The organism is Mesorhizobium sp. AA22 (assembly GCF_001672375.2).
Taxonomy (GTDB): Bacteria; Pseudomonadota; Alphaproteobacteria; order Rhizobiales; family Rhizobiaceae; genus Mesorhizobium; species Mesorhizobium wenxiniae.
On the sequence record NZ_CP048406.1, the window covers coordinates 2,116,983 to 2,142,960 of the forward strand.

A 25,978-nucleotide genomic window follows, 5' to 3' on the forward strand; every position below is an offset into this window, starting at 1 on the left:
ACCGCTGCGAACCCTCGGATCAAAACGCCCGAGGGGCAGGCTATGGGCGACATGCATTACCGATCTTCGAATCCGGTCAGCACGCCGACGGCGTTGATGCCGATTTCCTCGACGGCATAGCCGCCTTCCATGACGAACAGCGTGGGCAGGCCGAGCTTGGCGATGCGACGGCCAATCTTGGGATAGTCGCCGCTTTTCAGCTTGAACTTGCTGATCGGGTCCTTCTCGAACGTGTCGACGCCAAGCGAGACGACAACGACATCGGGAGCGTAAGCCGCAAGTTTCGCGCAGGCGTCCTCCAGCGAAGCATTCCAGGCGTCCCATGCGGTGCCGAACGGCATGGGGTAGTTGACATTGAAGCCTTCGCCGGGCCCTGAGCCGCGCTCGTCGGCATGGCCAAGGAAAAACGGATATTCGGTCATCGGGTCGCCATGCAGGTTCAGCACCTGCACGTCGCCGCGGCCGTAGAAGATCTCCTGCGTGCCGTTGCCGTGATGGTAGTCGACATCGAGGATCGAGACGCGCTTGGCGCCCTGGTCGCGGAACCATTGCGCGGCAACCGCGGCGTTGTTGATGTAGCAATAGCCGCCCATGAAGGCAGCGCCGGCATGATGGCCGGGCGGGCGGCAGAGCGCGAAGGCTGATATCTCGCCGTCCTTGACCAAGGCGCCCGCAGTCAGCGCCACGTCATAGGACGACTTGATCGCCTGCCAGGTGCCTTTGACGAAGGTGGCGCCGCCGTCGAAGGAGTAAAAGCCAAGCAGCGCATCGATGGTGCTGGGGCGTACATCGCCGCGCAAGCCGCGCGTCGGCCATGTGAAGGGGATGGCCGAACCTGTCCGGCCCGACGCTTCCCAGAGCGGCCATACGGTCGGCAGGAAATCGATGTAGTCGCTGGTATGCACTCTCCTGGCGGCGGCGAGGTCGTGGGTCTCGGGTGGCAGGATCGGGCCGAGCTTTTCGCTCTCCACCCTCGCCTTGATGAAATCGGCGCGCGAGGGCTTCTCGAAGGCCGGCACGATGGCGCCTGAAATGAGTTCGAAATTCCCGGCATGGCCGGCGTGGAGAGGGGAGAAAACAGTCTTCATTCTGCCGGCCGGTTCGCTCTTCGAGTTGCGTATCTGTGGTTGACGAACTGCTTTGTGGCAGAGAGTTTCAGCGCCGCCAAGAGGCATTCCGGACCGCTGTTGCGAGTGGCAGCGGACGGCTTGCCAGGCGCCAATACTCTGCTAGCCTAAGCTCAAACGGGAGAAAATTATGCCGCCATCGGCCGATCTGATCGTCGAGAACGCCAGCATATTGACGATGGATCCCGATACTCCCCGCGCCGAAGCCATAGCTATCAGGGACGGCGAAATCATTGCGATCGCAGATCGCGCGACCGTACTGGAGCACAAGGGACCCGGCACGCGCGTTATCGACGCCGAGCGCGGCTCGGTCGTCCCCGGCTTCGTCGAAGCGCATATGCATCTTTTCGCCGGCGCGGCCGAGCTCCATCACCTCCAGCTGATGGGCATCCACGGTTTCGATGCGCTTTGCGATGCAGTTCGCCATTATGCAGCAAAGCGGCCGGATCTATCCGTCCTGCAGGCGCAAGGCGCCGACTATACCATCCTGTCGGCGACTGAGCGGGTCAGCCGCCATCACCTCGACCGCATCCTGCCGGACCGGCCCTTCGTCATGGCAGCGCCCGACCACCACACAATGTGGGCGAACACCAAGGCGCTGGAATTGGCCGGCCTGCTTAGAGGCAAGCGGCTTGGTCCCGGCAATGAGATCGTCGTGGGCGACGACGGGCTGGCCAGTGGCGAATTACGTGAGAGCGAGGCCTTCGGGCCGCTGATCGCGCTGGCTGGCGAGGATCGCGTACGGCTCGGCCTGGCCACCGGCGGCGAGCCGGACCCGAAGCCGACGCCGGCGGAGCAGGCCTCCGACCGGGCGATCATGCGCCGCGGTTTGGAATGGTGTGCCAGGCACGGTATCACGTCGATCCAGAACATGGACGGCAATTTGCACCAGCTCGAACTCCTGTCCGAGATCGAGACCGAAGGCGGCTTGCTGTGCCGCGTGCAGGTGCCATTCCACTATAAGAATTTCATGACCCTCGACATGCTCGACAAAGCCTCAGTGATGGCTGAGCGCTACCAAGGCGAATGGCTGTCGTCGGGCATGGTCAAGGTGTTCTATGACGGCGTGCTCGATTCGTGGACGGCGGTGATGGTCGAGCCCTATGCGGATCGTCCGGATTGGATAGGCGAGCCGCTTTTCACGCCGCAGCAATTCATCGATCTTGCCGTGGCCGTCGACAGGCGCGGGCTGCAGATGGCGGTGCACTCGATTGGCGACGGCGCCGTGCGCGCCGTGCTCGACGGCTACGAAGCAGCGCAAAAGGCGAATGGCAGGCGCGACAGCCGGCATCGCGTCGAGCATATCGAGGTGGTCACCGCCGCCGACGTACCGCGTTTCGCAAAGCTTGGAGTCATTGCCTCGATGCAGCCACCGCATCCGCCGGGCAGCATGGGCGTGCCGCTGGAACCAACGGTGTCGCGCATCGGGCCTGCCCGCTGGCCTCTGAGCTATGCGTGGCGGACGCTGAAGAATACCGGCGCGCGCGTCGTCTTCGCCTCCGATTGGCCGGTCTCGCCGATCGATCCGATTCTGGGCATTCAGGCGGCAGTGCTGCGCAAACCATGGGCAAACAGCGATCCCGACCAGAGTTTCTCGCTGCATGAATCGCTTGCGGGCTATACAGTGGAAGGCGCCTATGCCGAGTTCATGGAGCATCGCAAGGGCCGCCTGAAGTCAGGCTTTCTGGCTGATCTCGTGGTGCTCTCAGGCGACATCGAGGCGACCGCGCCGGAAGCGCTGCATACGGTGCGGCCGATGACGACGATCTGCGGCGGCAAGGTCACTTATCAGGCCTGACGGTGGCACGGGAATTGCGTTCTGAATCGACATTCAGATGTATGCTTGCCAAGCCATGCGCCGTGTGCTGACAATCGAGTGGGAACTGGATCCGCCCTGAAGAGCGGACACAAGAATGGGGTAATCGTGCCGGAACAACCGGGTAAGAGTGCAATTGAAGTTCGTGGCGTCCGCAAGGTATTCGGTACCGGGGAGTCACAGGTGGTCGCCCTCGACACGGTTTCGGTGTCGATCCGCGAGAATGAGTTCTTCACCCTGCTTGGTCCATCCGGCTGCGGGAAGACAACGCTCCTGCGGCTGATCGCCGGCTTCGATTTCCCGAGCGCCGGCGAGATCCTGCTGCATGGCCAGGACATCGCACCGTTGCCCCCGTTCAAGCGGCCGGTCAACACCGTGTTCCAGAACTATGCGCTGTTCCCGCATATGACGGTGGCCGAGAACATCGGCTTCGGCCTCGAAATGCTCGGCAAGCCCAAAGCCGAAGTGAAGGCGCGGGTTGCCGAGATGCTGAAGCTGGTCAAAATGGAAGCGCTCAGCGGCCGCCGCACCAGCCAGATATCGGGCGGACAGCAGCAGCGCGTGGCACTGGCGCGGGCGCTGGCGCCGCAGCCGAAGGTGCTGCTGCTCGACGAGCCGCTGTCGGCGCTCGACTTCAAGCTGCGCAAGGACATGCAGATCGAGCTGAAGCGGCTGCAGCACGAGACCGGCATCACCTTCATCTTCGTCACCCACGACCAGGAAGAGGCGCTGACCATGTCGGACCGCATCGCGGTGATGTCGTCGGGCAAGATCCTGCAGGTCGGAACGCCTTGGGATATCTATGACAAGCCGGCGGAGCGCTTCGTCGCCGACTTCATCGGCGAGACCAATTTCCTGACCGCGGCTATATCAGGCATGGCCAACGGCAAGGCACGAGCAACGCTCAAATCCGGCGCGACGATCGACGCGACCGTGGCTGAGGGCTTTCAGCCGAAGGACAATGCCACCGTGGTGGTCAGGCCGGAACATGCCAAGCTGACCAGCGGCAAGGGCGACCTGTCGGGCACGGTCGAAAACATCGTCTATTTCGGCACCGACACGCACATCCATGTTCGCCTGGACAGCAGCGAGGCCTTCACGGTGCGCCAGCAGAACACGCGCAGCGCCGGCTGCGGTTTCGAGCGGGGAGACAAGGTCGGCATTTCGATCGGCAACGACGCCGCACAAGTGCTGAGGGACTGATGGCGAGCGCGGAAGAAGTCGCCGAGGAAGCCGAACGCAGAGATATCCGCGATCGCTGGCTGCTTTCAGCGCCGGCACTGATCATCATCTTTCTGGCGGCGACCGGCCCGCTGGTGATCGTCGTAATCTATTCGTTCCTGACGCCGGGCCCCTATGGCGACGTGGTGTGGAAATTCTCCACGGACGGCTGGCTGTCGGTGCTGATGCAGCGTGACATCTTCGACGACACGCTGGCCTTCGCCGACGCGCATCTGTCGATCTTCTGGCGCTCGGCCAAGCTGTCGTTCCTGACGACGATCCTGACGCTGCTCTTTGGCTTCCCGACCGCCTATTTCATCGCCACCCGGCCCGCGCGGCAGCGCAACGTCTGGCTATTCCTGATCACCATCCCCTTCTGGACCAATCTGCTGATCCGCACTTTCGCCATCCAGGAGGTGATCCGCAACGAGGGCATCGTCAACACGGTGCTGATCAAGCTCGGCATCATCAGCCAGCCGATCCAGATGATGTTCACCGATTTCGCGCTGATGGTCGGCATGACCTATGTCTATCTGCCGCTGATGGTGCTGCCGCTCTATGCCAGCATGGAGAAGATCGACTTCCGGCTGGTCGAGGCGGGTTACGACCTCTATGCCAACCGCTTCCAGGTGCTGAGGCGGGTCATCATCCCGCTGGTCAAGCCGGGCATCATCGCCGGCTCGATCCTTGTCTTCATCCCGGCGCTGGGCGCCTACGTCACCCCGCGCGTGCTCGGCGGGTCGAAGAATATGATGCTCGGCAATCTGATCGAGCTGCAGTTCGGGCAAGGCCGTAACTGGCCGCTCGGCTCGGCGCTGTCGCTCTCGCTGATGGCAATCGTGATGGTCGCGCTGCTCTTCTATGTCCGCTCCGCCGGGCGTCACGGCGGCGCGCATGGCTAGCCGCTTTGACATTCGCCGGCAGACCGGCTTCACGACAATCGCGATGATCTGCTTTTTCGCGCTGTACCTGCCGATCGTCACGGTTGTCGTCTATGCCTTCAACGCAGGCAGTTCGATCGCGATCTGGGAAGGCGTGTCGCTGCGCTGGTTCTATCAGGCCTGGAACAACGACCAGGTCGTCGATGCCTCGATCCGGTCGCTGCAGATCGCTTCGGTCGCCGCGACTATTGCCACGATCGTCGCCACCATGGCTGCACTCGCTACGACCCGAACGAAACCCTATCCCGGCCTCGGCTTCAAATACGCCTTCATCAACCAGCCGCTGATGGTGCCGGAAATCGTCACCGCGGTGGCGTTGCTGATCTTCTTTTCGCGCATCAAGATCTGGACCGGCTATTCGGGGCTGGGCTACCTGATGGCTGCGCATACTGCCTTTTGCATTCCCTTTGCCTATCTGCCGATCCGGGCGCGGCTCGAGAACATGGATCTGTCGTTGGAGATCGCTGCGGCCGACCTCTACGCGACACCCTGGAAGGCTTTTCGGCGCGTCACCTTTCCGCTGCTGTGGCCAGGCATCCTTGCCGGGCTGATGCTGGCCTTCGTCATCTCGCTGGATGATGTCGTCATCACCGAGTTCGTCAAGTCCGGCGGCCAGGATACGTTGCCGACCTACATGCTCGGCCAGTTCCGGCGCATTATCACGCCGGAAATCAACGCGATTTCGACGGTGTTCCTGCTGATCTCGATAGTGATCGTCACCGTCTTCTTTTTCATCAGCAGGAAAAAGGATCAGGAGTGACAGGAGAGAAACGATGAATTGGAAACTGACTGCGACGGCGCTCAGCGCCGCGCTGTTCGCCTCGGCGGGTCTCGCCCGCGCCGATGGCGAACTCAACATCTACAATTGGGGCAACTACACCAGCCCCGACCTCATCAAGAAATTCGAGGAAAAATACAAGGTCAAGGTGACAGTCACCGACTACGATTCCAACGACACTGCGCTGGCCAAAATCCGCCAGGGCGGCAGCGGCTTCGACATCGTGGTGCCCTCGGCGAGCTTCGTGCCGATCTGGATCCAGGAAGGGCTGCTCTTGGAGACAGAGCCGAACAAGATGGAGAACTTCAAGAACATGGACCCGAAATGGGTCGACGTTCCTTTCGACCCGGGCCGCAAATACACCGTGCCGTGGCAGTGGGGCACGACCGGCGTGACGGTCAACACCTCCGTCTACAAGGGCGATCCCAACACTTCCGCCATCTTCCTGGACCCGCCGCAGGAACTGGTCGGCAAGGTCAACGTCGTTCCCGAAATGGCCGATGTCATGCATCTCGCCATCAGATATGTCGGCGGCGAGCCCTGCACCGGCGACAAGGAGGTGCTGAAGAAGGTGCGCGATGCGCTGGTGGCTGCAAAGCCGAAATGGATCTCCATGGACTACGGCACGGTCGAGAAGTTCGCCAAAGGCGATTTCGCAGCCAGCGTCGACTGGAACGGCGCGTCCTTCCGCGCCCGCCTGCAGAACAAGGACATGGTCTATGGCTATCCGAAGGAGGGCTATCCGATCTGGATGGACAATCTCGCGGTGCTGAAGGACGCCAAGAACGTCGAAAACGCCAAGTTGTTCCAGAACTTCATCATGGATCCCGAGAACGCCGCGCTGATCTCGTCTTTCGCGCGCTACGCCAATGGCATCAAGGGATCTGAAGCCTTCATGCCTGAGGACATGAAAACGGCGCCGGAGGTCAACATCCCCGCCGAGTTCGCCGACAAGGGCAAGTTCATGCTGAACTGCGCACCCGACGTGCAGGCACTCTACACCAGGATATGGACCGAACTGCAGAAGTAATCGCATCGTGACGGACCCGGCGGCGGGCGCCGCCGGGTCTGTTTTCATGTTTGCCGGGGCGCACCTCATGACATCCTACCGCAACAGCGAACCGGTGCCACCGATCATGCAGGGCTCGCCGCCGCTGATGGTGCCTCCGAAGCTCGACTGGGACAGGGGACCCTGGAATCGATGGGCGTTCCAGCATATCCGCGAAATTCTGCCGACCGTCGAAGTCTGGCGCGGCAATGGCCATCGCCGCCGGTTCGAGCGAGCCGAAATCGATCTCGATGCGCTGCCGGTGAGCGACAGCACGGGCGCACCGACGACCCTGGCCGGGCTGCTCGACGAAACCTATACGGACGGGTTGCTCGTGCTCAAGGACGGCAAAATCGCCTATGAGCGCTATTTCAACGGCATGGCCGAGCGCACGCTGCATCTGTCGCAGTCGATGGCGAAGTCGGTCACCGCTTCGGTGTTCGGCATACTGGTCGGGCGCGGCCTGATCGATCCGGCCAGGCCGGTGACGGCGTATCTGCCGGAGCTTGGTGGGACCGGCTGGGCGGGCGCCAGCGTGCAGCACGTGCTTGACATGACGACAGGCGTGCGTTTTTCCGAGGAATACACCGACCGCTATTCCGATATCGGCCAAGTCGATGTCGCCAGCGGCTGGAAACCGGTGCCGCCGGACAGCGATCCGACCTTCGAGTGGCCGTCGCATATGTTCGAATTGATCCTGCGGCTCAAGGAGACAAGCCGGCCGCATGGCGCTGCCTTCGAATACCGTTCGATCGAGACCGACGTGCTCGCCTTTATGATGGAGCGGGTGACCGGCAAGCGGCTGGCGCACCTGGTTTCGGAGGAACTCTGGCAAAAGCTCGGGGCGGATGAAAGCGCCTGTTTCACCGTCGACAGCGCCGGCTACGCCGTGGCCGATGGCGGCTTCAACGCCACGCTGCGCGACTATGGCCGCTTCGGCCAGCTGATCCTCGACAATGGCGGCGGCGTGGTGCCGGCCGACTGGATCGAGGCGACGCGCAATGGCAGGCATGGGCCGGATTTCAATCCCAGCCTGCCGAAAGGCAGCTACCGCAACCAGTTCTGGATCGAGGATCCGCGCTCACGCGCGCTGATGTGCCGGGGCGTGTTCGGGCAGCTGATCCATATCGACTGGAACACGAGAATGGTCGTGGTGAAGCTTTCGAGCTACCCGGACTTCACCGACATCGCCTATTCGGTGGCGACGATGAAAGCCGTCCACGCGATCGCTGCCGCGCTGGCCTAAGAGACCGTTTGGAAACTCTACTCTGGCGGCCATCTGATGGCGTTTTCTGCGCTTCCGGTGCTCACGGACCCAAATGTCCGCTGCGCGCCGGTTCTCGAAACCACCACCATATGACTCGCCAGAGCGAATTTCGAAACAGTCTCTAAGTTCCAAAAAAAATCGAGAGGTAACACCATGACCGGCAAGACAGCGTTCGAGACCAGACATGGCTTTGCCCGCAACCAGGTGCTGCTCGACTACTGGCGCGAAAGCCCGTTCAGCCGGTGGTCATTCCAGAATGTCGGCGAGTTGGTGCCGAGCGCACGTCTCGCAGTCGTGCCGGGCAGTGGCGAAATACCGGTTCAGGATTTCGGTGGGCTGCTTGAGGAAAAGGTCGCGCTGGCCGGCGGCCCGGAGACCGTTGCGGCCTTTCTCAGGCGTTCCGATACCGACGCGCTGACGATCATGAAAAGCGGCAAATTCGTCGGCGACTGGTTCGCACCGCATATGCAGTTCGGTGCGCGCCACATCATCTTCTCGATCAGCAAGTCGCTGACCGCCATCCTGGCCGGCATACTGGAAGGCGAAGGGATCTTTGATCCGCAGGCGCCGGTGACCCGCTATCTGCCGGAAGCTGCCGGCTCGGCCTATGGCGACGCCAGCGTGCGGCATGTGCTCGACATGACCATCAGCCTCGACTTCGAAGAAGCGTATCTCGATCCGGAGAGCGCCTTTGCCCGCTATCGCCGTGCGACGCTGTGGAATCCGGGTGGCGGCACCGAAAGCCTAGCCGATTTCATCCTGACGCTGCAGCGCCTTGCCGAGCCGCATGGCCGGACGTTCCGCTACCGCTCGCCCAATTCCGACCTGCTCGGCATCCTGCTCGAACGCGCATCCGGCCAGCGCTTCGCCGAACTGATGCACGAGAAATTGTGGCTGCCGCTCGGTGCAACGAGCGAAGCGTCGGTGACGGTAGACAGCGAGGGCACCGCCCGCACGGCCGGCGGCATTTCAGTCACGCCGCGCGATCTGGCGCAGGTCGGCGAGATGATGCGGCAAGGCGGCACGGCCAATGGCCGCCGCATCGTGCCGGAAGCCTGGGTGCGCGACACTGTCAGCACAGGCGGAGACAGCGAGGCCTGGCAGCGTGGCACGATGGCGTTCCTCTTTCCGCAAGGCCGCTACCGCAACAAATGGTACCAGACGGGCGCGGCAAGCGGCGCCTTCTGCGGCATCGGCATCCACGGCCAGTGGCTCTATGTCAATCCGAAGGTCGAGGTCGTCATCGCAAAGATGTCGTCGCAGCCGGAGCCGGTCGACGAGCCGCTCGATGTCGATATGGTCGCCTTCTTCGAAGCGCTGAGCCGGATGGTCTGACTCTATCCAGGCCGACCGCCATCGCAGCTTTCCTGTGGACCTATTGCGCGGTTGAAAACGCCGCGGTTGGCGGAGCGACGCTCTGCGCTTATGGTCGCCGCTCTTTTCGACAAGACAGCAGGAACGACATGGCATCCGACATCAAGCGCATCGCAGCCATCATAGCAGCCGAGATCGCTGCCCGGCCCGAACAGGCCGCCGCGGCGATCGGCCTGCTGGACGAAGGCGCGACGGTGCCGTTCGTGGCGCGCTACCGTAAGGAGGTCACCGGCGGTCTGGACGACACGCAGCTGCGCCTGCTTGCCGAGCGGCTCGCCTATCTGCGCGAACTCGATGCGCGCCGCGACACCATCCTTGGTTCGATCCGCGACCAGGGCAAGCTGACCGAAGAGCTTGAGGCCAAGATCGCAGCGGCCGCCACCAAGGCGGAACTCGAAGATATTTATCTGCCCTACAAGCCGAAGCGCCGGACCAAGGCCGAGATCGCCCGCGAGCGCGGGCTCGGACCGCTGGCCGAGGCCATCCTTGCCGACCGCGCGGCGGTGCCCGCCGAACTGGCGCTGGCCTACATCGGCGAAGAGGTGGCCGACGCCAAGGCGGCGCTCGAGGGCACGCGCGATATCCTGTCAGAGCAGTTCGCCGAGAATGCCGATCTTGTCGGCAAACTGCGGACCTACATGAAGGAACGCGCCTTCATGCGGTCGCGCGTCGTCGACGGCAAGCAGGAGGCCGGCGCGAAGTTCTCCGACTATTTCGACCATGTCGAGCGATGGGCCCACGTGCCGAGTCATCGCGCGCTGGCGATGCTGCGCGGCCGCAACGAAGAGGTGCTGTCCCTCGACATCGAGATCGATGCCGACGACGCGTCACCGGTGAAGCCGGTCGAACGGATGATTGCCGACGCCTCCGCCATCGGCCGCCATTTGCCGGGCGATCGCTGGCTGATGGAGGTGGCCGGCTGGACCTGGCGCATAAAGCTGTCGCTGCACCTGACGCTCGATTTGATGCGAGATCTGCGCGAGCGGGCCGAGGAGGAGGCGATCCATGTCTTCGCCCGCAATCTGAAGGATTTGCTGCTCGCTGCCCCGGCCGGCTCGCGCGCCACCATGGGCCTCGATCCCGGCATCCGCACCGGCATCAAGGTGGCGGTGGTGGACGGCACAGGTAAGCTGTTGGCGACGACGACGGTCTATCCATTTCCGCCAAGGAATGATGTGCGCGGCACGCAAGCCGAACTCGCAAAGCTCGTCCGCCTGCACAAGGTCGAGCTGATTTCCATCGGCAACGGCACCGGCAGCCGCGAGACGGAAAGGCTGGTGGCCGACATGCTGTCCGATATGCCTGCCGAGTCCGGGCCGAAGCCGCTCAAGGTGATCGTCAGCGAGGCGGGTGCCTCGGTCTATTCCGCCTCGGCAACGGCGGCGGCGGAATTTCCCGGCCTCGACGTGTCGCTGCGCGGCGCGGTGTCGATCGCGCGGCGGCTGCAGGATCCGCTCGCCGAACTGGTCAAGATTGAGCCAAAGTCGATAGGCGTCGGCCAGTATCAGCACGATGTCGACCAGTACCGGCTCGGCCGCTCCCTGGAAGCGGTGGTCGAGGACGCGGTCAATGCCGTGGGCGTCGACCTCAACACCGCCTCGGCGCCGCTTCTGGCGCGGGTGTCGGGTCTTGGCACATCGCTGGCCGAGGCCATCATCGCTCACCGTGATGCGGCCGGCCCCTTCGCCAGCCGTCGTGACCTGTTGAAGGTGGCGCGGCTCGGACCGCGGGCCTTCGAGCAATGCGCCGGCTTCCTGCGCATTCCCAACGGCACCGAACCGCTCGATGCCTCGGCCGTGCATCCGGAGGCCTATGGCGTGGCGAAAAAGATCGTCGCCGCCTGCGGACGCGACGTCCGCTCGCTGATGGGCGACAGTGCCGCTCTCAAGGCGCTCGATCCGCGGGTCTTCGTCGATGAGCGGTTCGGCCTGCCGACAGTGCGTGATATCCTGGCGGAACTGGAAAAGCCCGGCCGCGATCCGCGCCCCGGCTTCAAGACCGCGAGCTTTGCCGACGGTGTCGACGACATCAAGGATTTGAAGCCCGGCATGCTGCTGGAAGGCACTGTCACCAATGTCGCGGCGTTCGGCGCTTTCATCGATATCGGCGTGCATCAGGACGGCTTGGTGCATGTCTCGCAACTGGCCGACCGTTTCGTCAAGGACGCGCATGAGGTGGTGAAAGCCGGCGACGTGGTCAAGGTGCGTGTCGTCGAGGTCGACATCAAGCGCAACCGCATCGGCCTTTCGATGCGTCGGGATGGTGACGGCGGTACACCGAAGCCGCGCGACAATGGCAACAGACCGGTGCCGCGCGCGCCGGCGCCGCAGCGTCAGCCGGAGCGGTCCGCGCAGCAAGGCACGTTCGGCGCCGCATTGGCCGATGCGTTAAAGCGGAAGTAATCACCCTACCACTGGCACGCGACTGAGCAGCCAGTCGCGAAAGCTGGCGACCGGCGGATGGCCGCGCTTGTCGTGCGGCACAACCAGGTAATAGGCGCTGCGGCTTTGCATCGGCCGGCCCGGCGCCGTCACGAGTTGGCCGCGCTGCAATTCGCCTGAGATGAGGACCTGCGGCAGCAGCGCCACGCCGAGCCCGGCCATGCAGGCCTGGGCGGCGGTGCCGAATTGCTCGAACTGCATGCCCGGCCCGGTCGGAGCGCTCAAACCCTGATGCTCGAACCACTCGGTCCATGCGCCGGGCCGTGTCGCCATATGCAGCAGCGGCAGGCGACCGATATCGGCGGGTGTGGCAATGGCGCGAAGGTCGGCAGGATGGCGAGGTTCAAGATGCCACTATGCCGATTGCTCATCAATCCAAGGGCTGCGTCGCGCAATTGACCCAGCGCGGCGCGCACCGCTTCGGCATAGATCTCGCCTGCCGCTGACAGCCTGACATTGCGGCTGTCGCGTTCAAACAGCCGCCGGCCGAACTGGTCTTCCAGCAGCCTGATCTGCCGGCTGACGGCGCCCTGGGTCAAATCGAGTTCCTGCGCGGCGGCGGTAAAGCTGCCCAGCCGGGCCACCGCCTCGAAGGCGGCAAGGGCGCTGATACCAGGCAAAAGGCGGCGCTGAACGTTCATGATCCATTACTAACGCTCATTGATCGGTGAAGCAATTTCGTTTGATTTTTTCGAACTGGAAGCCGATAAGCCCGGGCATCCCCGCATTTGGAGACCGAGGCCATGGCAGCCGACAAGAACGCATTCGTCTGGAATGATCCTTTCCTGATCGAGGACCAGCTTTCGGAAGACGAGCGGATGGTGCGCGATGGCGCCGCGGCATTCGCCGCCGACAAGCTCGCCCCTCGGATCGAGGAAGCCTATCTCGAGGAAAAGACCGATGCCGGGATATTTCGCGAGATGGGCGAGGCCGGGCTGCTCGGCATAACCATTCCGGAAGAATATGGCGGACTCGGCGCCAACTACGTCACCTATGGGCTAGTGGCGCGGGAAGTCGAGCGCATCGACTCGGGCTATCGATCGATGATGAGCGTGCAGTCGTCGCTGGTGATGTATCCAATCCACGCCTATGGCTCGGAAGCGCAGCGCAAGAAATACCTGCCGAAGCTCGCCAGCGGCGAGTGGATCGGCTGCTTCGGCCTGACCGAGCCGGATGCCGGTTCCGACCCGGGCGGCATGAAGACGCGAGCCGAGAAGACGGCGAACGGCTACAGGGTCTCCGGCTCGAAAATGTGGATTTCCAACGCGCCAATCGCCGATGTGTTTATCGTCTGGGCGAAATCGGCCGCGCATGACAACGAGATTCGCGGCTTCGTGCTGGAAAAGGGCATGACAGGCCTCTCGGCGCCGAAGATCGGCGGCAAGCTGTCGCTTCGCGCATCGATTACCGGCGAAGTGGTGATGGAAGGCGTCGAGGTCGGCGAAGATGCGCTGCTGCCCAATGTAGCAGGCCTGAAGGGTCCGTTCGGCTGCCTCAACCGGGCGCGCTACGGCATCTCCTGGGGTGCGATGGGCGCGGCGGAAGATTGCTGGCACCGGGCCCGCCAATACGGCCTCGACCGCAAGCAGTTCGGCAAGCCGCTGGCCGGCACGCAGCTTTTCCAGAAGAAGCTCGCCGACATGCAGACCGAGATCGCGCTCGGCCTGCAGGGCAGCTTACGGGTCGGGCGGCTGATGGACGAAGGCAAAATGGCGCCGGAGATGATCTCGATCGTCAAGCGCAACAATTGCGGCAAGGCGCTGGACATTGCCCGCCAGGCCCGCGACATGCATGGCGGCAACGGCATCCAGATCGGCTACCATGTCATGCGCCACGCGCAGAACCTCGAAACCGTCAACACCTATGAGGGCACGCATGACGTGCATGCGCTGATCCTCGGACGGGCACAGACCGGGTTGCAGGCGTTTTTCTAAACGGCCATGCCCTTCGCTTCGTCATCCTCGGGCTTGACCCTGGGCTTGACCCGAGGATCCATGCCGTGAGTCGAGGCGCCGCTGCGGTGCAGGATCTTTCAGGGCAGGGTCACGACAGTGGTTCGTGCTGCACTGCTGCATTCTTCGGTTAGCGTCACGGCATGGATGCTGGGGTCTCCTTGCTCCGCCCCAGGACGACGAAGACCCGAGGCCTTCGCCAATCGCAGATGCTGGAGGCCAGCGGTGACCAGTCGTATTAAGCGGAGTTGCGTTCAATAGCTGCTTAAATTAGGTGCACCGCAACATCTCTGCTTGGAGAATGGCCAGCATTCGTGTCAGGGTTCGCCGAATTCGTTTGAAACGCCGACTTTCGGGGCCCCATGGCAATTCTGGCAGCCGTCTACCACCTGACCCATTACAAATATGACCGGCCGGTCGTTCTCGGCCCGCAGGTCATCAGGCTGCAGCCGGCGCCGCATTCCCGCACCAAGGTGCTCAGCCATTCCTTGAAGGTCGGGCCGGCGAACCATTTCGTCAATCTGCAGCAGGACCCCTACGGCAACTTCCTTGCGCGTTTCGTGTTTCCAGAACCTGTGACGGAGCTGAAGATCGAGGTCGACCTCGTTGCCGACATGACGGTTTATAACCCATTCGATTTCTTCGTCGAGCCGTCGGCCGAAACGTTTCCCTTCGAGTATCCGGAAGAGATCAGCGACGATCTCGCCATCTACCGGACGCCGGAGCCGGCCGGGCCGCTGCTGTCGGCGTTCCTGCAGACCATCGATCGCAGTCCTACCAACACCGTCAATTTCGTCGTCGACCTCAATGCGCGCCTGCAACGCGAGATCGCCTATATCGTGCGCATGGAAACCGGCGTCTTCTCACCCGAGGAAACGCTGGCCGCCAAGAAAGGCTCGTGCCGCGACACGAGCTGGCTGCTGGTGCAGATCCTGAGGAACCTCGGCATCGCCGCGCGCTTCGTCTCCGGCTATCTGATCCAGCTGAAACCCGACCTCGTCGCGCTTGACGGGCCGCCCGGCACCGCCGTCGACTTCACCGATCTTCATGCATGGTGCGAAGTCTATCTGCCAGGCGCCGGCTGGATCGGCTTCGACCCGACCTCCGGACTGCTCACCGGCGAAAGCCATGTGCCGCTCGCCGCGACGCCGCATTTCCGCAACGCCGCGCCTATTTCCGGCATGGCCAGCTTCGCCAATGTCGAGTTCGGCTTCGACATGCGGGTCGACCGCATCGCCGAGCATCCACGCATCACCAAGCCGTTCTCCGACGAAAGCTGGCAGGCGCTTGACGCGTTGGGCAACCAGGTCGATGCCGCGCTCGAGGCCGGGGACGTGCGGCTGACCATGGGTGGCGAGCCGACCTTCGTGTCGATCGACGATTTCGAGGCGGAGGAGTGGAACACCGCCGCCGTCGGCCCGACAAAACGCGAAAAAGCCGATGCGCTAATCCGCCGGCTGCGTGAGCGTTTCGCGCCCGGTGGCTTCCTGCACTACGGGCAGGGCAAGTGGTATCCGGGCGAAAGCCTGCCGCGCTGGACCTTCTCGCTGTACTGGCGCGCCGACGGCGAGCCGGTGTGGAGTGATCCATCGCTGATCGCACGGGAAAAAAGCGAGGCAGTTGTCGGACCGAAGCAGGCTGAAGGCCTGCTGACGGCGATTGCCGATGAACTCGGCATCGACAAGACCATGGTCAGCGAAGCCTATGAGGACCCGGCCGAGTGGCTGCTCAAGGAAGGCAAGCTGCCGGAAAATGTCGATCCGTCCAATTCGAAGCTGGACGACCCCGAGGAGCGCAGCCGCATGGCGCGGGTGTTCGAACGCGGCCTGACCAAGCCATCGGGCTATGTGCTGCCTGTCCAGCGCTGGAACAGCCAAGCGTCCGGACCGCGCTGGCGTTCGGAGAAGTGGAAGACGCGGCGCGGCAAGCTGTTCCTGGTGCCGGGAGATTCACCGGTCGGCTACCGCCTGCCGCTCGGCACGCTGCCCCATGTGCCGCCGGCGCAGTTCCCGTATATCGTGCCGGTCGATCCTTCCCTGCCGCGCGGACCATTGCCGGCGCGCGAGACTATTTTGCCTGGAGCCGCTCCTTTACCGGAGGCTGCCCCGGCCGAATTGGAAGGCGCCGACGAAATGGTGCGACGCCAGCAGGCGGCGTCCTTCACCGCCGCGACCGGCCAGCAGGACCGTGTCGAACAGGAAATCACCGAGATCGGCGGCGCGGTGCGCACCGCACTGTCGGTCGAGCCACGCGACGGGCGGCTTTGTGTATTCATGCCGCCGGTCGAGGCGCTGGAAGACTATCTCGAACTGGTCGCGGCGGCCGAGAACGCGGCAAAGGTTATCGGCCTGCCGGTGCATATCGAGGGCTACGGTCCGCCTCACGATCCGCGCCTCAACGTCATCCGCGTGGCTCCGGATCCCGGCGTCATCGAGGTGAACATCCATCCGGCTGCGAACTGGCAGGACTGCGTGGCGACGACCACAGCGATCTACGAGGAGGCGCGGCAGACGCGGCTCGGCGCCGACAAGTTCATGATAGACGGCCGCCACACCGGCACAGGCGGCGGCAACCATGTCGTCGTCGGCGGCGCAACACCCAACGACAGCCCGTTCCTGCGCCGCCCCGACCTGCTGAAGAGCCTTGTCCTGCAATGGCAGCGGCACCCGTCGCTGTCCTATCTATTCTCCGGCCTGTTCATCGGCCCGACCAGCCAGGCGCCGCGTTTCGATGAGGCGCGTCACGATTCGCTGTACGAGCTCGAGATCGCGATGGCGCAGGTGCCGCATCCGGACAGTGGCAGCGCGCCGTTGCCGTGGCTGGTCGACCGGCTGTTCCGCAACCTTCTGACCGACGTGACGGGGAACACGCATCGGTCGGAAATCTGCATCGACAAGCTGTTTTCGCCCGACGGGCCGACCGGCCGGCTGGGGCTGGTCGAGTTCCGTGGCTTCGAGATGCCGCCCAATGCGCGCATGAGTCTGGCGCAGCAATTGCTGGTGCGCGCCATCATCGCCCGCGCCTGGAAGAATCCGCTCGATGGCCGCTTCGTGCGCTGGGGCACGTCGCTGCACGACCGTTTCATGCTGCCGCACTATGTCTGGGCGGATTTTCTCGACGTGCTGGACGACCTCAAGCTGAACGGCTTTGAATTCCGTCCCGAATGGTTCGACGCGCAGCTCGAATTCCGCTTCCCGTTCTGCGGCGAGGTCCAGCATGCCGGCATCAAGCTGGAACTGCGGCAAGCGCTGGAGCCGTGGCATGTCATGGGCGAGCAGGGCGCCATCGGCGGAACCGTGCGCTTCGTCGATTCCTCGGTCGAGCGGCTGCAGGTGAAGACCGAAGGGCTTAACCCGGAGCGTCACGCGGTCGTCTGCAACGGCCGCATCGTGCCGATGAAGGTGACCGACACCAGAGAGATCGCGGTGGCGGGCGTCCGCTTCAAGGCCTGGCAGCCGGCATCGGGCATGCATCCCGCGCTGCCGGTAAATACGCCGCTGGTCTTCGACATCTACGATCGGTGGTCGAGCCGGGCGATCGGCGGTTGCGTCTACCATGTCGCACATCCCGGCGGGCGCAGCTACGACACCTTCCCGGTCAACGGCAATGAAGCGGAGGCGCGACGGCTCGCCCGCTTCGAGCCGCGTGGCCATACGCCGTCCGGCTCCGTGCTGCGCGACGAACGAGCCTCTGAGGATTTCCCGATGACCCTTGACCTCAGGCGACCTGCAAGACTCTGATCAGCCATGGCAAAGGGGAATCACAAGAAAATACGCGGCAGATCGCATAACCTGCTGGAGCATTATCAGCCGATCGACGGTGTCGTCGACGAGATGGTCGATGCATCAGGCAATCCCCGCCCGGTCTGGAAGGACTTCATCGAGGCACTGGAGGAACTGGGCCCCGAAAAGCTCGCCCAGCGCTTCGCTCGCGCCGACCAGTATCTGCGCGACGCCGGCGTCTATTACCGCGTCTACGACAAGGCCGGCGCCAATGAGCGCGAATGGCCGCTGGCGCATGTGCCGCTGCTGATCGAGGACCAGGAATGGGCCGCGATCAGCGCCGGGCTGGTCCAGCGGGCCGAGCTGTTCGAGGAAACGATCGCCGATATCTACGGGCCGAACCGCCTGGTCGAGAAGGGCATCTTGCCGCCGGGGCTGATCGCAGCCAGCCCGGAATATTTGCGGCCGGTCGTCGGCACCAGACCGGCCAGCGGCCATTTCCTGCATTTCTGCGCCTTCGAGCTCGGCCGTGGACCGGACGGCCGCTGGTGGGTGCTGGGTGACCGCACGCAGGCGCCGTCGGGTGCCGGCTTTGCGCTGGAAAACCGCGTCGCAACCACGCGTGCGCTGTCCGACATCTATGGCGAGATGCACGTGCATCGCCTTGCCGGCTTCTTCCGCCGCTTTCGCGACGCGCTGAACGGCTTGGCCAAGGTATCAGGCGGCCGTGTCGCCATCCTGACACCGGGGCCGCTCAACGAAACTTATTACGAACATGCCTATATCGCCCGCTATCTCGGCATCATGTTGCTTGAAGGCGAGGATCTGACCGTCTCCGGCGGCCGGCTTATGGTGCGCACCGTTTCGGGGCTTATGCCGGTCAGCGTACTGTGGCGACGGCTCGACGCCGCTTTCGCCGATCCGCTGGAGTTGCGGCCGGAGTCGCAGATCGGCACGCCAGGGCTGGTCGAGGCGATCCGCCGGGGAGCCGTCTCAGCCGTCAACGCGCTCGGCTCCGGGCTGATGGAAACGCGGGCGATGTTCGCCTTCCTGCCGAAGATTTCGCGCGAATTGCGCAACGAGGGACTTCTGCTGCCGAGTGTCGCGACGTGGTGGTGCGGGCGGGATGCGGACCGTGACCATGTGCTGGCTAACCTCGACCGCATGGTGATCGGTCCGGCGCTGTCGACGCGGCTTGCCTTCGAGGATGACGATTCCACGAGGCTGGGCTCGGCGCTGGTTGCCGGGGAGCGGGCCGAACTGATAGCCCGGATCGAAAGGGACGGCAGCGACTTCGTCGGACAGGAAGCGGTGACGCTTTCGACCACGCCGGTCTATGTCGGCGGCTGGCTGGAGCCGCGACCAGCAGCCCTGCGCGTCTATCTGGCGCGAACCGCGGAAGGCTGGACGGTGATGCCCGGCGGTTTTGCCCGCGTCGGCTTTTCGCTCGACCCGACGGCAATCGCCATGCAGCGCGGCGGCCAGGCGGCGGATGTGTGGGTGGTCAGCGACAGACCGGTGGAGCGCGAGACGCTGCTGCCGCAGGAGCACGACACCTTCACCCGCACCTTGCCGGGCAGCCTGCCCAGCCGCGCGGCGGAAAATCTGACATGGCTCGGCCGCTATATCGAGCGATCGGAAGACACGGTGCGCATCCTGCGCGCCTATCACGTGCGGCTGGCCGAGGCATCCGACCCGGACATGCCGCTGCTTGCCGATATCAGAGATTATCTCGAACCGTTCGGCATCGACGTCGAAACCGCGATCCCGCCGGGGCTGATCGGCACACTGGACAGCGCCGTCTACAGCGCCGGACAAATCCGCGACCGCTTCTCGCCCGATGGCTGGCTGGCGCTGAAGGATCTGTCGAAGACCATTCATCAATTCGCCACGACGGTGGCGCCGGGCGATGATGCGACGCGGGCGATGACGGTCATCCTGCGCAAGCTCGCCGGGTTTTCCGGCCTGCTGCATGAGAATATGTACCGCTTCACCGGCTGGCGCTTCCTGGAGATCGGCCGGCGGTTGGAACGCGGCATCCAGATTGCCCGCACCCTCGCCAGGCTGACCAGGGCTGCGGCGCCGGACGGCGCGCTCGACATGATGCTGGAGATCGGCGACAGCGTCATGACCCACCGGCGGCAGTATCCGGTGCAGGCCGGCCGGCGCACTGTGATCGACCTCCTGGTGCTCGATCCGCTCAACCCGCGCTCCATCCTGTTCCAACTCGAGCGGCTGAAGGCCGAAATCGCGCTGTTGCCTGCTGTCGGCGGCGAGGGGCACATGTCGCCGGCGGCGAAAGAGATCCTGCAGCTCAACACGGCGATCGCCATCAAAGAGCCATCGGACATGACGGCGCCGGCCCTGGCCGATCTCGCCAACGAGATCGGCGGCCTCTACAACAGCCTCGCCAAATCCTATTTCGGGTAGCGACGGGTTCGGATAAAGGCGGGCATGCTCTACGACATCAGGCTCAAGCTACGTTACGATTACGATGCTGCGGCCGGCGGCGGCCGCCATCAGGTGCGCGTGCTGCCGCCGACGGTATCGGGCGTGCAGCGCGTGATCGCCGCTTCGTTGTCCTTCGCACCGGCGCCGAGCGAACGCTCGGATTTTTCCGATTTCTTTGGCAACAATGTCACGTCGATCGCCTTTCGCGACGTTCACGATGCGCTCGACATCAGGATGAGCGCGCGCGTCGCGGTTTCGCGGCCGGAACCTGGGCTTGACGTGTCGCCCGACATTCGCCGGCTGAGGGAGGAACTCGATGCGGTGCGGTCGCTGTCGCCTGATACACCGCATCACTTTCTGGCTGCCAGCGACCATGCCGGCATCGATGCGGCGATCACGGCCTACGCGCGGAGCAATGCCGGCAACTCCGCTGTCAGCACGGCCATGGACCTGTGCAACCGAATCTACCGCGATTTCACCTATGATGGCGAGGCGACTACGGTGCAGACCCGGGCAAGCGATGCCTTCGACCTGAAGCGGGGCGTCTGCCAGGACTTTTCGCATATCATGATCGCCGGCCTGCGCGGCCTGGGTGTCCCCGCCGGCTATGTCAGCGGGTTCCTGCGCACCATTCCGCCGCGCGGAAAACCGCGGCTGGAAGGGGCCGACGCCATGCATGCCTGGGTCAAGGTGTGGTGCGGGCGCGACACCGGTTGGCAGGAGTTCGATCCGACCAATGGCATGCGGGCAAGCAACGACCACATCACCGTCGGTCATGGCCGGGACTATTCGGATGTAGCGCCGATCGTCGGCGTCCTGAAAACAACCGGAGGGCAGGTCGGCGAGCAAGCAGTCGACGTCATTCCAGTCGTGCTGGAAAAGGCATAACGGCAAGCGAGGCCGCACTCGATTTCTAGGCGCCGAACGTAGACAGAGGAAGGCTCCTCGAACGCACACGCGGTGAGCCTGACATCATTCTGAAAGCCATTCACGGAACCAGCGGCGGGTCCGGCGCTTATCTACGGGAAAATTTCTCGCGGAGAGGACATGTTGGACAAATCCGGGTCGCCATCCGGCCGATCGGCTGGCAAGGAGGTTGCACCAAAAGACGGGGCGCCGACAAATGGGTCGCAAGCCTCTGCCGATCGAGCCTCCCTTACCTACCTCACCGACGCCGAGCCCGGTATCCGGCGTCTCAGGGCTGGCAAGGGATTCTCATATAAAGGCCCTGACGGGCAGGGTGTCGACGACGACACTATGGCCCGCATCAGGGCGCTCGCCATTCCACCGGCGTGGACGGATGTGTGGATCTCGCCGGATGCTGACGGTCACATCCAGGCGACAGGCCGTGATCAGCGCCGACGCAAGCAATATCGGTATCATGCGCTATGGGCGGAGGAGCGTGACGGCGTCAAATATTCGAGCCTGGTTGCCTTTGCAGAAAGCCTGCCTGAGCTGCGACGCCAGATCGATGCCGATCTGCGCCGTCACGGCCTGCCGCTGGAACGCGTTGTCGCCGCTGTGGTCTGGCTGCTCGACAACACGATGATCCGCGTCGGCAATGCCGCCTACGCTCGCGACAACAACAGCTTTGGGCTGACCACGCTGCGCGACCGCCATGTCGACATCAATGGCTCGAGCCTGCGTTTCGCTTTCAAAGGCAAGTCCGGCAAGGAATGGAAGCTGAAGCTCGTCGATCGCCGGATCGCCAGGATCGTGCGCGGGGCGCAGGATCTGCCGGGCCAGAAGCTGTTCCAGTATCTCGACGACGACGGAAGCAGGCGACCGATCCGATCCGACGAAGTCAACCGCTACATCAGGGAGACGGCAGGGGCGGATTTCAGCTCCAAGCACTTCCGAACCTGGGGCGGCACTATCCATGCTGCGTCACTGTTTGCGCAAACCGAACGACCGGAAAGCCGGGCACAACAGAAGCGGGTGATGAACGGCCTCATCGACAAGGTCGCCGAGCGGCTGGGCAACACCCGCGCCATCTGCCGCAGATGTTACATCCACCCGCAAGTTTTCGATGCCTGGTCCGAAGGACGGCTGCTCAGCGAAATAGCGGATGCGAACAAGCGGAAACGATCGATACCCGGTCTTGACGACGAAGAGGCTCTCGTACTGAGATGGCTGAAGGCGCAGGGGAGCTGAACCGAACGGAGCCGCCGCAGGCTTTCGTGATCCGTGCAGGACGTAATTTTTTGTCGACGTCATGTCGGGATAGGCCCTAGTGTTTCGTCCTTTGACAGAGAAAAGGACGACCCATGCTTTACGCGATCCTCTGCTATGCCTCCGAAGACGTCGTCTGCTCCTGGAGCAAGGAGCAAGATGACGCTGTCATGAAAAAACTCCTGGGCGTGCAGGAAAAATACGCTCAGGCGGGCCGGCTCGGCCCGGTCGCGCGGCTGCTGCCGACAACCGCTGCGACAACCCTAAGAAAGGTCAAAGGCGAAGCCGTCGTCATCGACGGACCATTTGCCGAAACCAAGGAACAGTTCCTCGGCTTCTATACGCTCGAATGCGCCGATCTCGAGGAGGCCGTCGACTTTGCGCGTGAACTTTCCGAGGTCAACCCGAGCGGCGGCTCCTACGAGATACGGCCGGTTTCGCTCTTCAATCCCGCCAAGGTTTCCGCATGACCGACCTTACCTGGATCAGCACGGCGATCAGCACTGCCCGCCCCCAGGCGATGGGCGCGCTGCTGCGCTACTTCCGCGATCTCGATGCGGCGGAGGAAGCCTTCCAGGACGCTTGCCTGCGAGCTCTGAAGAACTGGCCGACAAACGGCCCGCCGCGCGATCCGGCAGCCTGGCTGATCTTCGTCGGCCGCAACAGCGGCATCGACGCGGTGCGCAAACGTGCCAAGCAGGCGCCGCTGCCGGAAGAGGACCAGATCTCCGACCTGGAAGATGCCGAGACCGACATCGCCGAACGGCTGGACGGCGCGCACTACCGCGATGACATATTGCGGCTGCTGTTCATCTGCTGCCATCCTGACCTGCCGGCGACGCAGCAGATCGCCGTGGCGTTGCGCATCGTTTCAGGCCTGACCGTCAAGCAGATTGCCCGCGCCTTCCTCGTCGGTGAAAGCGCCATGGAGCAGCGCATCACCCGTGCCAAGGCGCGCATCGCCGATGCCGGCGTGCCGTTCGAGACGCCGGGTGCGGTTGAGCGGTCCGAACGACTGGCCGCCGTCGCTGCCATGGTCTACCTGATCTTCAACGAAGGCTATTCGACCAACAGCGGCGAGGCACCGGCCCGCGCGCCGCTCTGCGAAGAAGCAATCCGGCTGGCCAGGCTGCTGCTTAGGCTGTTCCAGACCGAGCCGGAGATCATGGGCCTGACGGCGCTTTTGCTTCTCCAGCATGCGCGTGCGCCGGCGCGTTTCGACGAGAATGGCGAGATCGTGCTGCTCGAAGACCAGGATCGCAGCCTGTGGAGCCGCAAGATGATCGACGAGGGGCTGGCGCTGGTCGACAAGGCGCTGCGCCACCAGAAGCCCGGTCCCTACCAGGTGCAGGCCGCGATCGCCGCCCTGCATGCGCGGGCGGCGAAGCCCGAGGATACGGACTGGAACGAGATCGACCTGCTCTACAGCTTGCTCGAGCAGATGCAGCCGTCGCCGGTGGTGACACTCAATCGCGCCGTCGCGGTCGCCAAGGTGCGCGGGCCGGAAGCGGCACTTGCCATGATCGAGCCGTTGGAGCAAAGGCTTTCCGGCTATTTCCATTTCTTCGGCCTCAAAGGCGGCCTGCTGATGCAGCTTGGTCGTGGCGAGGAGGCGCGCATTGCCTTCGACCGTGCCATCGCTCTTGCCAACACGGCAGCCGAGGCCGCCCATATCCGCATGCATATCGACCGCCTGATGAAGGAAGGCGCCGCGCGGGGAACCGCGCAGACAGCGCGCTGAACGAGTCACTGGTTCAACGGTCTGACCTTGGCTTAGACCATGCCGGGGTGGCGATTTTTCCCTGAAACGAGTAATGCCACGCCATGACAGCGCCTGATGTGCCGATTGGTACAGGGACGGCATGGCACAAGGCTTTGGCAAGTTTGTTTTATGCATGTCGTTGTCCCAAAACCGCTGCGCACTTTTGGGCGACATGCATTATGAGCGACGGGATCTGAAAGGGAAAGAAAATGACGATTGCGAAGGAAACAGCCGGGTTACTGGCGAAACTGGGTGTCGCTGAGGACGCGCTTTCGGGCGGCGATCTTATCGTGCGCAGCCCGGTGACAGGCGAGCAGATCGCCGCGCTGAAGACGATCTCGCCGGCCGGTGCGGCAAAGACCATCGATGCCGCCCACAAGGCCTTCCAGGCCTGGCGTCTGGTGCCGGCACCGAAGCGCGGCGAGCTGGTGCGGCTGCTTGGCGAGGAACTGCGCGCGCACAAGGCCGAACTTGGCCGGCTGGTGTCGATCGAGGTCGGCAAGATTCCGTCCGAAGGGCTCGGCGAAGTGCAGGAAATGATCGACATCTGCGATTTCGCCGTCGGCCTGTCGCGCCAGCTCTACGGCCTGACTATCGCCACCGAGCGGCCCGGTCATCGCATGATGGAAACCTGGCACCCGCTGGGCGTCGTCGGCGTGATTTCGGCCTTCAACTTCCCGGTCGCGGTGTGGTCGTGGAACGCGGCGCTTGCGCTGGTCTGCGGCAACGCTGTGGTGTGGAAGCCCTCGGAAAAGACGCCGCTGACGGCGCTCGCCTGCGAGGCGATCTTCAAGCGTGCGGCAGAGCGTTTCGGCGATGCTCCGGAAGGTTTGACGTCGGTGCTGATCGGCGATCGCGCCGTCGGCGAAATTCTGGTCGACCATCCCAAGGTGCCGCTGGTCTCGGCCACCGGCTCGACCCGCATGGGCAGGGATGTCGGTCCGCGGCTGGCAAAACGCTTTGCGCGCGCTGTGCTGGAGCTAGGCGGCAATAATGCCGGCATCGTCTGCCCGACGGCCGATCTCGACATGGCCTTGCGCGCCATTGCGTTCGGCGCCATGGGCACGGCCGGGCAGCGCTGCACGACGCTGCGGCGCCTGTTCGTGCATGAGAGCATCTATGATGCCTTTGTTCCGCGCCTCAAGAAGGCCTATGAAAGCGTCTCGGTCGGCAATCCGCTGGAGACATCCGCGCTGGTCGGACCGTTGATCGACAAGGCAGCCTTCGACAGCATGCAGAACGCGTTGAAGGAAGCCGCCGCTCACGACAGCAAGGTGACCGGCGGCACGCGGGTCGACAATGGCCATCCCGACGCCTATTACGTTCGTCCGGCGCTGGTCGAGATGCCCAAGCAGGTCTCGCCGGTGACGGAAGAGACCTTCGCGCCGATCCTCTATGTGATGAAGTACTCGGATTTCGACGCCGTGCTCGACGAGCACAACGCGGTCGGAGCGGGGCTGTCGTCGTCGATCTTCACCCGCGACCTGCAGGAATCCGAGCGCTTCCTCGGCGTCGACGGGTCCGACTGCGGCATCGCCAACGTCAACATAGGCACATCGGGGGCCGAGATCGGTGGTGCCTTCGGTGGCGAGAAGGAGACCGGCGGCGGCCGCGAGTCGGGCTCCGATGCCTGGAAGGCTTACATGCGGCGCGCCACCAACACGGTGAACTATTCCAAGGCGCTGCCGCTGGCCCAAGGCGTATCCTTCGACATCGACTAGGCTGGTGAGACCCTCGTCGTGGCGGCTATGCCAATAGCTGCCACGATTTATCTCGGTCGCCGTTCAGCGGCTTCCGGGAGATCCAAAACAGTCTGCGAAAGCCGCATCAAGGATGGCGAGCTAACGCCGGCCTTTCCCGTGTCCTCGCCATCTGGCGGAATCTGTAGAGCGCCGGTAGCGAGGTC

Annotated in this window: 17 protein-coding genes and 1 pseudogene; 16 read left to right on the forward strand and 2 right to left on the reverse strand. The window is 63.6% G+C overall.

Going from position 1 to position 25,978, the window contains the following annotated elements; all coding sequences use genetic code 11:
* Positions 1–56: 56 nt before the first annotated feature.
* A complete protein-coding gene (locus A9K68_RS10430; RefSeq protein ID WP_065007571.1) occupies positions 57–1,088 on the reverse strand; it encodes a histone deacetylase family protein in 1,032 nt (343 codons plus the stop codon).
* Between the two features lie 169 nt (positions 1,089–1,257).
* Between A9K68_RS10430 and A9K68_RS10435 the strand changes: the two genes are divergently transcribed.
* The 8 genes from A9K68_RS10435 to A9K68_RS10470 all read left to right on the forward strand — a co-directional run bounded on the left by A9K68_RS10435 (position 1,258) and on the right by A9K68_RS10470 (position 11,974).
* On the forward strand, positions 1,258–2,925 hold the full coding sequence (locus tag A9K68_RS10435) for an amidohydrolase (RefSeq protein ID WP_065007570.1): 1,668 nt from the start codon (positions 1,258–1,260) through the stop codon (positions 2,923–2,925).
* A gap of 126 nt (positions 2,926–3,051) precedes the next feature.
* A complete protein-coding gene (locus A9K68_RS10440) occupies positions 3,052–4,146 on the forward strand; it encodes an ABC transporter ATP-binding protein (RefSeq protein WP_065007569.1) in 1,095 nt (364 codons plus the stop codon).
* A complete protein-coding gene (locus A9K68_RS10445) occupies positions 4,146–5,066 on the forward strand; it encodes an ABC transporter permease (protein ID WP_065007568.1) in 921 nt (306 codons plus the stop codon). The genes A9K68_RS10440 and A9K68_RS10445 overlap by 1 nt, the downstream gene beginning before the upstream one ends.
* Positions 5,059–5,865 carry an ABC transporter permease gene (locus A9K68_RS10450; RefSeq protein WP_065007643.1) on the forward strand — a complete coding sequence of 269 codons (807 nt, stop codon included), beginning with the start codon at positions 5,059–5,061 and terminating at the stop codon, positions 5,863–5,865. Before A9K68_RS10445 ends, A9K68_RS10450 begins: the two co-directional genes overlap by 8 nt.
* A 13-nt stretch (positions 5,866–5,878) precedes the next feature.
* The gene (locus tag A9K68_RS10455) at positions 5,879–6,913 is read left to right on the forward strand and encodes an extracellular solute-binding protein (RefSeq protein WP_065007567.1); all 1,035 of its coding nucleotides are present in this window, start codon (positions 5,879–5,881) and stop codon (positions 6,911–6,913) included.
* 67 nt (positions 6,914–6,980) lie between these two features.
* Entirely contained in the window at positions 6,981–8,177 is a 1,197-nt protein-coding gene (locus tag A9K68_RS10460; RefSeq protein ID WP_082982297.1) for a serine hydrolase, read from the forward strand.
* A 174-nt stretch (positions 8,178–8,351) separates the two neighbouring features.
* On the forward strand, positions 8,352–9,533 hold the full coding sequence (locus tag A9K68_RS10465) for a serine hydrolase (RefSeq protein ID WP_065007566.1): 1,182 nt from the start codon (positions 8,352–8,354) through the stop codon (positions 9,531–9,533).
* A 128-nt stretch (positions 9,534–9,661) separates the two neighbouring features.
* A complete protein-coding gene (locus tag A9K68_RS10470) occupies positions 9,662–11,974 on the forward strand; it encodes a Tex family protein (protein WP_065007565.1) in 2,313 nt (770 codons plus the stop codon).
* Here A9K68_RS10470 and A9K68_RS10475 read toward each other — a convergent pair.
* Positions 11,975–12,654 (reverse strand): annotated as a pseudogene (locus A9K68_RS10475) (LysR family transcriptional regulator). It abuts the gene before it with no gap.
* Between the two features lie 102 nt (positions 12,655–12,756).
* Here A9K68_RS10475 and A9K68_RS10480 point away from each other — a divergent pair.
* From A9K68_RS10480 to A9K68_RS10515, 8 genes are all read left to right on the forward strand, one after another.
* Positions 12,757–13,947, forward strand: coding sequence for an acyl-CoA dehydrogenase (locus A9K68_RS10480; RefSeq protein ID WP_065007564.1), 1,191 nt, complete (start codon positions 12,757–12,759; stop codon positions 13,945–13,947).
* A gap of 380 nt (positions 13,948–14,327) precedes the next feature.
* Positions 14,328–17,705, forward strand: a complete 3,378-nt coding sequence (locus A9K68_RS10485) for a transglutaminase family protein (protein WP_065007563.1) — start codon at positions 14,328–14,330, stop codon at positions 17,703–17,705.
* Positions 17,706–17,711: 6 nt separating this feature from the next.
* The gene (locus A9K68_RS10490) at positions 17,712–20,117 is read left to right on the forward strand and encodes a circularly permuted type 2 ATP-grasp protein (RefSeq protein WP_065007562.1); all 2,406 of its coding nucleotides are present in this window, start codon (positions 17,712–17,714) and stop codon (positions 20,115–20,117) included.
* Positions 20,118–20,141: 24 nt separating this feature from the next.
* A complete protein-coding gene (locus A9K68_RS10495; protein WP_065007561.1) occupies positions 20,142–21,026 on the forward strand; it encodes a transglutaminase family protein in 885 nt (294 codons plus the stop codon).
* Positions 21,027–21,185: 159 nt separating this feature from the next.
* On the forward strand, positions 21,186–22,292 hold the full coding sequence (locus tag A9K68_RS10500) for a DNA topoisomerase IB (RefSeq protein ID WP_065007560.1): 1,107 nt from the start codon (positions 21,186–21,188) through the stop codon (positions 22,290–22,292).
* A 113-nt stretch (positions 22,293–22,405) separates the two neighbouring features.
* The gene (locus A9K68_RS10505) at positions 22,406–22,780 is read left to right on the forward strand and encodes a YciI family protein (RefSeq protein ID WP_029349747.1); all 375 of its coding nucleotides are present in this window, start codon (positions 22,406–22,408) and stop codon (positions 22,778–22,780) included.
* The gene (locus A9K68_RS10510) at positions 22,777–24,051 is read left to right on the forward strand and encodes an RNA polymerase sigma factor (RefSeq protein ID WP_065007559.1); all 1,275 of its coding nucleotides are present in this window, start codon (positions 22,777–22,779) and stop codon (positions 24,049–24,051) included. The genes A9K68_RS10505 and A9K68_RS10510 overlap by 4 nt, the downstream gene beginning before the upstream one ends.
* Before the next feature lie 230 nt (positions 24,052–24,281).
* A complete protein-coding gene (locus A9K68_RS10515) occupies positions 24,282–25,793 on the forward strand; it encodes an aldehyde dehydrogenase family protein (RefSeq protein WP_065007558.1) in 1,512 nt (503 codons plus the stop codon).
* Positions 25,794–25,978 lie beyond the last annotated feature (185 nt).